Origin of the sequence: Telluria antibiotica (assembly GCF_011682055.1) — a bacterium.
Taxonomy (GTDB): Bacteria; Pseudomonadota; Gammaproteobacteria; order Burkholderiales; family Burkholderiaceae_D; genus Telluria; species Telluria antibiotica.
Genome location: NZ_JAAQOM010000014.1, coordinates 1 through 12,540, shown reverse-complemented (window position 1 = coordinate 12,540; position 12,540 = coordinate 1). Strand labels below are relative to the sequence as shown.

Genomic DNA, 12,540 nt, shown 5'->3' with positions numbered 1-12,540 from the left:
CGTCAGCGTTATGTAGTAGAGTATATAACGAAACGAAACGGGAGAGATCGTGAGCGGTGAAGGCACAAGCTTCGGGTTGCAGGGCTCGGTCTGGATGACGGTCGGCGGCGAGACGTTCGGCGGTCCGGGACGGGTCGACCTGCTGGCGGCGATTGGCGCCACAGGATCGATCAGCCAGGCCGCGAAAGCCCTCGGCGTCAGCTACAAGGGCGCGTGGGACGCCATCGACGCGATGAACAACCTGGCCGGCGAGGCCCTGGTGGAACGCGCCACCGGCGGCAAGGGCGGCGGCGGCACGCGCCTGACGGCACGGGGCGAGCAGCTCGTGAAGAACTTCCGGGCGATCGAGCAGCTCCATCGGCAATTCGTCGCCCAGCTCGACGCGCACGCGGGCGACCTCGCCGCGGACCTCACCCTGATCGGCAGACTGAACATGAAAACGAGCGCACGCAACCAGTTCTTCGGCACCGTATCGCGCGTCCAGCCGGGCGCCGTCAACGACGAGATCGCCATCGACATCGCCGGCGGCCACAAGATCGTCGCCATCGTCACGCACGAGAGCACGGCCAGCCTCGGCCTCGCTGCGGGCGTGCAGGCGTTCGCGCTGGTCAAGGCGTCGTCGATCATCCTCATGACGGACGGCGACGGCGCGCGCTTCTCGGCCCGCAACCGCCTCGCGGGCGAGGTATCCCGCCTGACGCCGGGCGCCGTCAACACGGAGGTCGTCCTCGACCTGGCGGGCGGCGGCACCATCGCCGCCATCATCACGAACGAGAGCGCACGCACGCTCGAACTGGCCGAGGGCAGCACGGCGACGGCGATGTTCAAGGCGTCCAGCGTGATCGTGGGCGTGCCGGGTTGAGCGTGTTCGGCGCGGGCAGCGTCGATCGCGCATAATCGTCAGTTCATGAACAGCATGGACGAGCGATGGACGATTTTCTGCCCAAGGAATGCGATATCGTGATGGAAGGCGGGGTGACCTCCGGCGTGGTCTACCCCGCGTTCGTGGCGCGGCTGGCGCGGCGCTTCACCCTGCGCTCGATCGGCGGCACGAGCGTCGGCGCGGTGGCGGCGATCGCGGCGGCCGCGGCCCAGTTCAAACGCAACCGCGTGCGCAAGACCGGGCAAGGCAGCGACGACGGCTTCGACCTCCTCGCGCGGCTGCCGGGCAGCCTGCAAGAGCCCGTCGGCGCCCACACCCGGCTGTTCTCGCTGTTCCAGCCTTGCCGCGCATTGCGGCCGCACTTCCGCGTGATCGGCGCGGCCCTCAACGAAACGAACAAGGCGCAGGCCGCGGGCTATCTGTGGCTCGCGATGCTGTGGAATTTCCCGCTGGGCGCCGTGGTGGGCGCCGGCTTGTGGTTCGCGGGTTTCCTCGTCAGCAGCAGCCTGCTCGGCGGACATTGGCCGCGCCTGCCCGTCGTCGGCGTCGCCAGCGTGCTGTGGTTCGGCCTGTGCATGGCCGTCGGCGCGCTGGGAGGCGCCCTGCTGCAGGCGACGTGGTCGGCGTGGCACGGCCTGCGCGCCAACCGCTGCGGCATCTGCTCCGGCATGGGCACGGGCGGCAGCGGCCACCCCGCGCTGACGGAATGGCTGCATGCGCTCGTGCAGGACATCGCCGGCCTGCCGCTCGATGCGCCGCTGACGTTCGGCCACTTGCGCAAGTCCGAGCCGCCGATCGAACTGGCACTCATGACGACGGGCCTGTCCGAACTGCGCGCACACCGCCTGCCGCATTCGAGCCGCGACCTCGTGTTCCGGGCGTCCGAGATGGAAGCCCTGTTCCCGAGCGACGTCGTCGAGTGGATGAAGGCGCATGCGCGCCATACGGGCCACCGCCCGGCCACGACCGCGCTGATGAAGACGATGAACGCGTCGGGCGAGGATTATTTTTTCATGCCCGATCCGGACGACCTGCCCGTCGTCGTGGCCGCCCGCATGAGCCTGAGTTTTCCCGTGCTGCTGCAGGCCGTGCCGCTGTACCGCCTGCGCGTGCTGCCGGCGGATGGGGAGCAAGTCGAGCTGATGCGCGTCTGGTTCTCCGACGGCGGTTTGACGAGCAATTTTCCGATCCACTTCTTCGACGCCATCCTGCCGACCCGCCCGACGTTCGGCGTCACCTTGCAGGGCGACCTGGATAAAACAAAGCTGGCCCCGGACAATCCGATGGCCGGACGCGTCTCGCTCCCGACGAACAACAACGCCGGCGTGACGGCGGCCTACGTGGCCGTCGACGAGACCGATGGCCGGCCGTCGCTGCCGCGCTTCGCCGGCGCCGTCCTGCGCACGATCCGCACGTGGCGCGACGAGGCGCTGAAACGCACGCCGGGCTACCGCGACCGCGTCGTGCTGATCCGCCACACGAAGCAGGAAGGCGGCTTGAACCTCAACATGAAGCCGGACGACATCGCGACGATGAGCCAGAGCGGCGACGAGGCGGCGCGCCAGGTGATCGAGCGTTTCCTTCACCCCGACCGCGAGCACAACGGCTGGCTGAACCACCGCTGGGTGCGCATGCGCAGCACGGCGGCCGTGCTGCAGGAAACGTTCGCGCCGCTCGCCGAGGCGTGGCACGACGCGCGCCTGGCGCCATCGTACGCGGCGCTGTGGATGGCGCAGGGCGCGGATGCGCTGCCGGCCTACCGCCTCAGCAACGCGAATCGCACGGCCGGCTTCGCGCTGTGGCAAAGCATCGTGGCGCTGCCGCAGCAGATGGCACCCGCGGAGCTGTCGGCCCATGCGCCGCAGCCGCAGCCGGAACTCGCGATTGCGCCCCGGCTGGCCTAGGCGTCGCGGCCGTTGAATTCGTGCACGGGCAGGGCGGCCAGGTCGATGCCGTCGATACAGCGCAGGTTGATGGCGGCCATCGGATTGCCCTTCGGATCGACGCCCTCGGCATACGGATGGATGCCGCAGGTCGGGCAGAAGCGATGCTTGATGATGTGCTTGTTGAACGTGTAGGTGGCGGCCGCGTCCTCGGGCGTGCGCAGGCGGAACTGCGCGCGCGGCACGAACCAGAGCAAGGAACCCTTGCGCTGGCACATCGAGCAGTTGCAGGCGAGGGCGGTGTCGATCGTGCCTTCCACTTCGTACGCCACTTTGCCGCAATGGCAGCTGCCTTGGTAGATCATGGGTCGTCTCCGACGCTCATCGGGCCGTCCATCGTAGCGCAGGGCCGGCCGAACGGGTGACGTTCTTTGGCGGCCCGCGCCGGATTTTTGCAAGCGCGTGTGTCGGCGCGCGCCCTCGACACAATCCGACATCGCCCGGCGCGCGCACGCCGCTACAGTGGGCGCATCGCCAATCGACCGGATAACTTCCATGACCTCTCACGGGATACGTCATGTTCTCCCCTGGATCACCGCCGCGAGCCTCGCGCCGCCGTCATCGCCGAACCGGCGCAGGCACGGCCCAGGCCGCCCGTCACGCCTGACCGGCCGGCACAGGCGTCGGCGACGCGTGCCTGCTGAATGTCGGCATCGATGGGCAGCTGGCCAGGAAGGGCAGCGTGGACAGCCATGTGCTGGGGCGTAGTCAGGTGTGGCGCCCGGCGCGCTGAAGCTTGCCGTCTCAACAATAAACGCCGTACACTGGAAGTTTACGCACGCCAACATCGATTTCCTCCGGAGCCCGCTTGGACAAGCCTGATTTCGCCAAATATTCCGAAGCCCAGCTCCGCCAGATCCTCACCCGTATCGACAAGGAGCGCTTCCCGGACCGTGTCGAGGAAATCCATGCCCATCTGGCCCAATTCGAGGCCGACCGTCCGAACCGGCCCCCCGTCGACGAACCCGGGCCAGCCGATGCCCCGGTCGGCATCGCCGGCTTCTGGCGGCGTGCCGGCGCGTTCGTGATCGACGCCGTGCTGCTTGCCATCGTCGGTGCCGGCCTGGGCATGGTCTTCGGGAATTGGTTCGAGTCGCTGGACGCATGGGGCCGCGCGGTCGGCTTCGTGATCGAGCTGGCCTATTTCGGCACCATGGAAAGTGGCCTGTTCGGGGGCCGCACCATCGGCAAACGCATGCTGGACATCAAGGTCGTCACGGTGGCAGGCGCGCCGCTCGGCCTTGGACGCGCCCTGCTGCGCGCGGCCGTCTTCCATCTCCCGTATTGCTTGAACAATGCCATGCCGAGCGGCGGCGATATCGGGTCGACCTTTCCTGTCGTGCAGGGGCTGATTGTGTTCGGTCTCGGTGGCGCCATCGTCTACCTGTGCGTGTTCAACCGCCGAACGCGGCAATCGGTCCACGACCTGCTCGTGGGTGCCGTCGTCGTGCGCGCGGGCACGCAGGACATGCTGCCGCTGGCGCCCCTCTGGCGCGGCCACGTCGCGATCATGGCGGCGTTGCTCGTCGCCGCAGTCGGCGCCGGCGCCTACGTGCGCTCGCTGTTCAACGACGGCTTCCGGCCTCTGTTGCAGGTGCAACGGCAAGTCGGCCGGCTGCCTGCCGTCCGCGCGGCCAGCGTCGTCTCGGGCGTGACTGTCGTGAACGGCGGCAAGGCCACGACCGTCATCAGCATCAACGTGGTCACCCGCACCGGCGACGTCGACGAGCGAGCGCTCGCAAACAGCGTCGCTGCGATCGCACTGGCGACCGACCCGGCGGCACGCGAGGTCGACAACTTGTCCGTGGGCGTCATGCACGGCTACGACATCGGCATCGCATCGAGCTGGACCGCCAAGAATTTCAATGCCCCGCCTGGCGCGTGGCGGGCGGCGGCCATGGCGAGCCACTGACAAGCGCCCTATGACGCGGCCTCGGCGGCAAGCACGCGGTCGTCCGGCGTGAACAAGTCCTGCCCGTCCCAGCGCGGCAACGCCACATTCGATTGCGACGGCACCGCCTTGCCCGCGTAACGGGGCCCCAGCCGCGCGATCGTGCCCGGAAACGCCCGGCAATAACTCGACGCCACGCCGGCCAGCTGCGCCAGCCGTTTATACGTGATCACGCTGGCGGGCGGACACGCGTCGAGCACTTGCGCGATGCGTTCGCGCCAATCGTCGGACCACGCGGGCAGCGGAGGATCGACGGCGCGGACGGGGTCGCCCGGACGCATCTCGCCGCCGCTCAGCACGCGCGCCAGCATGCCGCGCCGCGTGCCGATGCGCGTGGACAGGCCGGGCCGCTGCGCCTCCAGGTGCCCGCACGCCTCGCACTGGAACATCAGCCGCAGCCGCACGTCGCGGCCCACCTGCAGGATGGTGCCGGAGGCGAGCCGCGACGTGTCGACGTCGAGCAGCAGGTTCTCGCGCAGCGCGTGCGGCGGCAGCGCGAACACGGCGTACGCATCCGTGCCGGCGAGCAGCAGCTGGCGCGGCGACAACGGGTCGGCATACACGTCGCCGTCGAGCCCCACGCCCGCGACGGCGCGCACGCGCTCCACGCGCACGGGAGGCGCGGCCAGGCTGGCGCGCAGGGCCAGTGCTTCGATCCGTCCGATGTCCATGTGCGTGTCCATGTCGGTAGCGATGACGCAGTCTGCCACACGCGCGGCCGTCACGGATGACGCTTCGGCCTGCGCGCGGCACCGGTCAACGATGCTGCCGGTCGCGGGAACCTTTACGCATGCCATGCGTGCCGGCCGTCATCGCGAACATTCCAGGCGATAACGGATTAACGAAAAAGGCCATCCGTCAAATGAGCAGTCTCAATAGATCACCGGAATAAGGTTGGGTTCGCCATCGTTCCGCCTATACCGGTAGCGGGAGGGCCGATTCCATGCCGCCCCGGCACTGGATGATTCTCGACGTACATGATTGATTCGCTGGAGGTCGCTGCAATGAAAAGCGCACATATGATCTGCGGACTTTTTGCTTTAGGAACGTTATCCGCCTGCTGTAATCCACCACTCGTATCGACGATCGACGTACCGAAACTGCCCCAGCAGGCATCGAACTGGTGCTGGGCCGCGAGCGGCGAAATGACCATGCGTTTCCTCGGTCACGACGTCGCGCAATGCGTCGAAGCGAACAACCGTTTCGGCCTTACGACGTGCTGCGTGAACAATTCCGGCAGCTGCAATAACGGCGGCTGGCCCGAATACGAGAAATACAGTTTTTCGGCCGACCAGACGTCGAATACGGCGCTCACGTTCAGTCAGATCAAGACACAGATTTATTGCAGGAAGAAGCCCGTCGCGTTCAGCTGGCATTGGCCGGGCGGCGGCGGCCACATGATGGTCGTGAAAGGCTATCTGACCGTGAACGGCGTGCAGTACGTGGACATCAACGATCCGGAACCGTACACGAACCTGAACACGCTGACGGGTGGCACCGAAAGCATCATCACGTATGCCGACTATGTCAGCGCGCCGGGCGACCACACGCACTGGAACGACTACTACAACATCACGTACAAAGGGGAATGACATGCGCACACTTTCTTCCGCGCTCGTCGTTGCACTGGCCTGTTTCCTGGGCGGATGCCAGACGAGCCAACCCCATCCCAGCACCAGCCAGACGACCGCCGCGCAGCACGGGCTGGCCACGCTCAAGCAGGTCGTCAACGCGAGCAACTACGCGGCACTCGGGTTCGCCTCGCCCGACGAAGTGCGCCAGGCCACGCTCGGCGAACCGCTGCAGGTGTTCCAGGTCCGGCTCGACGCGCTGCGCGCCTTCACGGAGAAGACCGATCCGGAAACGCTGCTCGTCGACATCCGGCGCAACCTGTATCCCGTCAAGGTGGGCGACCGCGTGGCCACGTCGATCTTCGTGCTGGGGTCGCGCGACGGCTGGCGTGCGGCCGAGCTGGGCAACGCGGCCGTCGCGCAGCTCGTCAGCCGCTACCGCCACGGCGGCGGCGACTTCGTCGTGCACGTGCCGGCGCTGAAAGCCTATTTCGTCGCCGACCGCGTCGAAGGCAAGCTCATGCTGACTCCGGTGATGGACGATCCGCGCACGAAACTCCGGGCCGGCGAGACGCTGCCGGCGGACGTCGTCTTCGCCCAGCTCCGGCAAGCGGCGGAAGGGTACAACGGCCTGCCGCAATAATGGGCATGGCTCGCGGGCGGCCGCGGCCGCCCGTCGCGCGGACATTGACTTTGCCGGCCCGCCTGCTACAACGGATAGGACGAGGGCGTCGACCGGCGCGGCATCGCAGCTTTGTGCGCCGGTGGCAACAAGAACAGCAGCCATGCACTGCGGATGCCGAGGGAGAGACCATGACCGGGATTGTGCGCATCGACGACGTCGTCATCGACACGGATGACTTCATCCGTACACTCAAGCTGACTGGGCAATTCGAAGGACTCGTCGAGCAGATCGTGCGCGACAAGCTGACCGTGCTCGCGGCGAAGAAGCAGGGCGTAGAGCCGAAGCCGGAAGCCGTGCAGGAACGCGCCGACCAGTTCCGCCGCATCCTCGGCCTGCACCGCGCGGCCGACATGAATCACTATCTCGACGTCATGGGCGTCAGCCTGGACGAGTTCGAGGACTTCATCGTCGACGGCCTCATCCAGGAAACGATGATGGAGCAGGTCTGCAACCCGCAAGCCGTCGAGCAATATTTCAAGCTAAATTCTCCCAAGTTCGACAGCGTCGAGATCAGCCACATCGTGCTCGATTCCGAAGGCAAGGCGAAGGAAATGATGTCCGCGCTGGCCGACGATCCGGACAGCTTCGCGGAAATGGTGAGCGAGCATTCGGTCGGCGCCGCGCGCGAGAACGGCGGCGTCATCGGCAAGGTGTTGCGCGGCTCATTGAAACCCGACATCGAGGCGCGCGTGTTCAACGCGGCGGCCGGCGACCTGCTGGGGCCGTTTCCCTCGCCCGACCGGACGCTGTTTGAAATCTATGCCGTCAACGCCAGGTATCCGGCGACCTTGGACGAGGAAACGGCCGTGGAAATCCGCCGCCTGTTGCGCGAGGAATGGCTGGCGGCGCGGGCGCAGGAGCACATCATCGAAGCCTGCCCCGCACGTTGAGCCGGCGGTGGCCGCGACGTGAAGGAAGGGTTCGCGGGATACCGACATGGACTCATTGGCGCAACAACAGCAATCGCCCGCCGCATTCCTCGCTACCGTCGAGGTGCTGTCCGTCTTCACGGCGGAGGAACTGGAACGGCTGGCGGCAGCCATCGAGATCCGCACCTACGCATTCGGCGACACCATCTGCAACGCGGGCGACGCCGCCGACGGCCTGTTCGTGATCCACGCCGGTTCCGTACGCGTGTTCAGCGAGGAACACGGCAAGGAAACGAGCCTGGGGGTGCGCAAGACGGGCGAAGTGCTCGCCGAGATCGCCATGCTGCGCGCCGCCCGCCACGAATTGTCCGCGCGCGCGGCGCTGAAGACGGAGCTGTGGTTCATCCCGCGCACGGCGATCGAGCCCGTGATCCGGGGCAACCCCGCCGCCCTCGACTTCATCAACAACTACGTGGCGATCAGCTCGGCCGGCGGGCTCGTCGCGAAGCTGTTCGACCTGCGCGGCAAGGTCAGCAAGCCGGAGCTGGACGAATTCGTGCGCAGCGTGGGCGTCAAACGGATCGGCAGCGGCAAGGAAATCCTGAAGCAGGGCGCGCGCGACGACCGCCGGCTGTACGTCGTACGCCAGGGCGAAGTGCGCGTCATCGTGAACGACAGCACCGACGAATTCGTGCTGGCCACCCTGGGCCCCGGCGAGATCTTCGGCGAGCGCGCCTGCCTGATGCGCCAGGACCAGCCGGCCACCGTCGTCGCGGCGACCGATACGACCGTGCTCGTCATTCCGGAAAAGGCCGCGCACTTCATCCTCGAGCGCAACGCGAAATTCCGCGACGTCATCGAGGAACGCGTGCGCTTCCTCGAACGCGAGTTGCACCGCCAGAAGAAACTGGCCGAGCGGAGAAAGCGGCCCGTCGTGGTCGACCTGGCGTCGCAGCCGAAGTCGGGCGAAAAAGTCATCAAGCGCTTCGCGTGGGTCGAGCAGGCCGAGGAAATGGATTGCGGCGCCGCCTGTCTCGCAATGCTGTGCCGCCATTACGGCATCAACATGACGCTAGGTAAATTGCGCGAGCTGGCCAACGTGACGGCGCAGGGCGCCACCTTGGACAGCCTCGCGCGCGCGGGCGAGGCGCTCGGGTTCGGCGCGCGCGGCGTGCAGTGCACGTACGACGCGCTGCAGGGGTTCGAGCTGCCGTTCATCGTGCACTGGGAGGGCTACCACTACGTGATCGTCTACGGCGTGTCGCCGCAGCACGTGTGGGTGGCCGACCCGGCCGTCGGCTTCAAGAAGCTGACCGTGGAAGAGTTCGAGCGGGGCTGGAGCGGCACCTGCCTCGTGTTCACGCCGGGCGAGCAGCTCGTGCAGCTGACGGCCGGCCGCTCGCCGTGGCTGCGCTTCGTCGGCTATCTGCGCCCGTATAAAAAAATCCTGCTGCACTTGTTCCTCGCCACGTTCGTGATCCAGATGCTGGGCATCGTGCCGCCGCTGATCATCCAGAACATCCTCGACGGCGTGCTCGTGCACCAGAACCTCGGGCTGTTGCACCTGCTGATCCTGGGCCTCGTCATCTCCACGGCGTTCTCGCAAGTCATGTCCACGTTGCGCGCCTATTTGTCGAACTACATGGTGCGCAATCTCGACTTTTCGATGATGGCGCAGTTCTTCAAGCACACGATGTCGCTGCCCTACTCGTTCTTTGCCAAGCGCAAGACAGGCGACATCCTCGCGCGCTTCTCGGAAAACCAGACGATCCGCGCCTTCCTCACCGAATCGACGGTGACTACCCTGCTGAACCTCTTGATGGTATTCATCTACTTCACGATCCTGTTCTTCTACAACGTCAAGCTGACGATGCTGCTGATCGGATTCGTGATTCCCATCATCGCGCTGACCGTGCTGGCGACGCCGCGCATCAAGGAATACGCGCGCGAGGTGTTCACCGCGTCGACCGATGCGCAATCGTTCCTGATGGAAGCGCTGGGCGGCATCGAGACCATCAAGGGCATGGGCAGCGAGCGTCCCGTGCGCCTGAAATGGGAAAAGAAATACGTGAAGGCGCTGGAGACGCAATACCGCTCGCAATCGTTCAGCATCCTCGTGGGTCTCGCCAGCCAGATATTGAATTCCGCCACGACGATCGTGATCCTGTGGGCGGGCGCGAGCCTCGTGCTGGCGCGCGAGCTGACGATCGGCCAGTTGATGGCATTCAATGCGCTGATGGGCAGCGTGCTGGGGCCGCTGATGGGCCTCGTGGGCCTCTGGAGCCGCATGGGCGACGCCACCGTCGCGATGGAGCGCCTCGGCGACGTGCTCGACATCGAACCGGAACAGAAGCCGTCCGACGTCGCCGCGCGTGTCGTGCTGCCCGACCTGCAGGGCGACGTGAAGCTGGAACACGTGTTCTTCCGCTACGGCGGCGAGGACACGCCGTACGTGCTCGAAGACATCGACATCGACATCCGGCCCGGCCAGCTCGTCGCCATCGTCGGCCGCAGCGGTTCCGGCAAGACGACGCTGGCCAAGCTGCTCGTGGGTTTCTATCCGCCCAGCGAAGGCAAGATCGTCGTGGACGGCTACGACATGGCGGCCATCGACCGCGGCTATTTCCGCGCCCAGGTCGGCTATGTCATGCAGAGCAATCTGCTGTTCTCCGGCACGATCGCGGAAAACATTGCCAGCGGCGACGACAGCCCGGACCGCCGCCGCGTCGAGGAGGTGGCGAAGATGGCCGATGCGCATGCCTTCATCAGCAAGCTGCCGCTCGGCTACGAGCAAGTGGTGGGCGAGCGCGGCGTGGGCCTGTCGGGCGGCCAGGTGCAGCGGCTGTGCATCGCGCGCGCCCTGTACCACGACCCGCGCCTGCTCGTGTTCGACGAAGCGACGTCCGCACTCGACACGCAGTCCGAGAGCAACATCATGGCCAATATGGAAGCGATCCTCACGGGGCGCACGGCCGTCATCATCGCGCACCGCCTCAGCACGATCATGCGGGCGGATAAGATCGTCGTGCTGTATGAAGGAAAGATCGCCGAGCAGGGCCGCCACGACGAGCTGCTCGCGCGGCGCGGCATGTACTACGAGCTCGTGCAGAAACAGCTGGGCGCGGGGATCTCATGAAACTGTTCAATCCGGGCGGCGAGCGCGGGTCGGCGATGTCGTATGCGGCCCTGCTGGAAAAGATCGAGATCATGCGCTCCACGTTGCGCTGGGCGACGCGGCTCGAGCGGCCGGACGTCGATAAACTGCTGCGTCAGGCGAACACCTTGCGCGACGAGGTCATGCAGCTGTCGCACAAGGAGCGCTTCGTGCAGGCCGTCAGCGGCGACGTCGAGCGTCGCACCGGCGAGGAACCCGTTGCCGAACCGCCGACGGGCGAGCGCCGGCGTGCGCTGCTGGCGCGCAGCTTCGTGTTCGAAGGCACGTTCGGCGACAATCCGAAACTGCTCGACGCGCTGGAGATCGCGGAAAAGGCGGCGCCCACGGATTTACCGGTGCTCGTCGACGGCGAGAGCGGCACGGGCAAGGAACTCATGGCCAAGGTGATCCACGCCAACGGCGCGCGCGCCGACAAGCCCTATGTGTCCGTCAACTGCGGCGCCATTCCCGACAGCCTGCTCGAATCGGAACTGTTCGGCCACAAGAAGGGCGCGTTCACGGGGGCCGCGAACGACCGCAAGGGCAAGTTCGAAAGCGCACACAAGGGCACGATCTTCCTCGACGAGATCGGCGAATTGCCGTTGCCCGGCCAGGTCAAATTGTTGCGCGTGCTGCAGTCGCACGAGATCCAGCGCGTCGGCTCGGACGAGACGATTGCCGTCGACGCCCGCATCGTCGCGGCGACGAACAAGAATCTGCGCAAGCTGATCGAGCAGGGCACGTTTCGCGAAGACTTGTTTTATCGGCTCAGCGTCATCCACGTCACGTTGCCGCCGCTGCGCGAGCGCAAGGACGAGATCCCGCTGCTGCTCGCCTACTACGGCGACGAGGCGGCGGAAGCCTTGAAACGCCGGCCCGTCGCGCTGACGGCGCGCCTGCGCGACTTCCTGCTGCGCTATGCGTATCCCGGCAATATCCGCGAGCTGCGCAACATCCTGTACCGCATCAGCTGCCTGGCCGGTGAGACGGCGGACCTGGCGCATTTGCCGGAAGACATCCGGCCGGCGGCAGCCATCGCGCCCGCGCCGCCGGACGGCGCGAACGTGTCGCTGGCCGAGGCCAAGCGCGTGGCCAGCGACGAGGCGGAGCGGCTGTGTCTGGAGCGGGGCTTGCAGGAAGTGGGCGGCACGGTAGCTGAACTGGCGCGGCGCTGGGACATGAACCGCTCGCATCTGCAGATCCTGTTGCGCAAGCATGGCTTGCATTCGAAGGACTTCCGCAAGACCCATTGAAACCCCGCGTTACCGCGACGCGAACGTCTGGTGGGCGGGGACCGCCCACCCTACGGCACTGCCCCGACACGGACGCGGAATATCCATCGTCGCGAATCACTTTCCGTAACGTGAAAGAACGTATCCAAAAGACGTGCGGATGCCTGGCCGGGGTAGGCCATCAAAAATTGTGCAGCTCGCGACTCAGGCAGGTTGGTCGATCAGACCGAATTTCTTGAGAGCCTTGATCCA

Annotated in this window: 12 protein-coding genes; 8 read left to right on the top strand and 4 right to left on the bottom strand. The window is 66.3% G+C overall.

The window, feature by feature from the left end; translation table 11 throughout:
• Positions 1-94 precede the first annotated feature (94 nt).
• The gene (locus HAV22_RS21540) at positions 95-862 is read left to right on the top strand and encodes a TOBE domain-containing protein (RefSeq protein WP_166862014.1); all 768 of its coding nucleotides are present in this window, start codon (positions 95-97) and stop codon (positions 860-862) included.
• 65 nt (positions 863-927) lie between these two features.
• Positions 928-2,787, top strand: coding sequence for a patatin-like phospholipase domain-containing protein (locus HAV22_RS21535; RefSeq protein ID WP_166861826.1), 1,860 nt, complete (start codon positions 928-930; stop codon positions 2,785-2,787).
• Here HAV22_RS21535 and HAV22_RS21530 read toward each other — a convergent pair.
• Positions 2,784-3,131: a GFA family protein gene (locus HAV22_RS21530; protein WP_166861825.1), complete on the bottom strand. Its 348-nt coding sequence runs from the start codon at positions 3,129-3,131 to the stop codon at positions 2,784-2,786. The genes HAV22_RS21535 and HAV22_RS21530 overlap by 4 nt on opposite strands.
• Before the next feature lie 227 nt (positions 3,132-3,358).
• Entirely contained in the window at positions 3,359-3,520 is a 162-nt protein-coding gene (locus tag HAV22_RS21525; protein WP_166861824.1) for a hypothetical protein, read from the bottom strand.
• 114 nt (positions 3,521-3,634) lie between these two features.
• On the opposite strand from HAV22_RS21525, the gene HAV22_RS21520 reads away from it, so the two are divergent.
• A complete protein-coding gene (locus HAV22_RS21520; RefSeq protein WP_166861823.1) occupies positions 3,635-4,738 on the top strand; it encodes an RDD family protein in 1,104 nt (367 codons plus the stop codon).
• Positions 4,739-4,746: 8 nt separating this feature from the next.
• On the opposite strand, the gene HAV22_RS21515 is transcribed toward HAV22_RS21520, so the two are convergent.
• Both HAV22_RS21515 and HAV22_RS31350 read right to left on the bottom strand, forming a co-directional pair.
• Positions 4,747-5,448: an MOSC domain-containing protein gene (locus HAV22_RS21515; RefSeq protein WP_208296312.1), complete on the bottom strand. Its 702-nt coding sequence runs from the start codon at positions 5,446-5,448 to the stop codon at positions 4,747-4,749.
• Positions 5,449-5,657: 209 nt separating this feature from the next.
• The gene (locus HAV22_RS31350) at positions 5,658-5,930 is read right to left on the bottom strand and encodes a hypothetical protein (protein WP_229421370.1); all 273 of its coding nucleotides are present in this window, start codon (positions 5,928-5,930) and stop codon (positions 5,658-5,660) included.
• On the opposite strand from HAV22_RS31350, the gene HAV22_RS21510 reads away from it, so the two are divergent.
• The 5 genes from HAV22_RS21510 to HAV22_RS21490 all read left to right on the top strand — a co-directional run bounded on the left by HAV22_RS21510 (position 5,863) and on the right by HAV22_RS21490 (position 12,309).
• On the top strand, positions 5,863-6,369 hold the full coding sequence (locus HAV22_RS21510; RefSeq protein ID WP_371869710.1) for a C39 family peptidase: 507 nt from the start codon (positions 5,863-5,865) through the stop codon (positions 6,367-6,369). The two genes, HAV22_RS31350 and HAV22_RS21510, sit on opposite strands and share 68 nt — an antisense overlap.
• Before the next feature lies 1 nt (position 6,370).
• Positions 6,371-6,991: a hypothetical protein gene (locus HAV22_RS21505; RefSeq protein WP_166861821.1), complete on the top strand. Its 621-nt coding sequence runs from the start codon at positions 6,371-6,373 to the stop codon at positions 6,989-6,991.
• A gap of 170 nt (positions 6,992-7,161) precedes the next feature.
• Positions 7,162-7,923: a peptidylprolyl isomerase gene (locus HAV22_RS21500; protein WP_166861820.1), complete on the top strand. Its 762-nt coding sequence runs from the start codon at positions 7,162-7,164 to the stop codon at positions 7,921-7,923.
• 46 nt (positions 7,924-7,969) lie between these two features.
• On the top strand, positions 7,970-11,038 hold the full coding sequence (locus tag HAV22_RS21495) for a peptidase domain-containing ABC transporter (RefSeq protein WP_166861819.1): 3,069 nt from the start codon (positions 7,970-7,972) through the stop codon (positions 11,036-11,038).
• On the top strand, positions 11,035-12,309 hold the full coding sequence (locus tag HAV22_RS21490) for a sigma-54 interaction domain-containing protein (protein ID WP_166861818.1): 1,275 nt from the start codon (positions 11,035-11,037) through the stop codon (positions 12,307-12,309). The genes HAV22_RS21495 and HAV22_RS21490 overlap by 4 nt, the downstream gene beginning before the upstream one ends.
• Positions 12,310-12,540 lie beyond the last annotated feature (231 nt).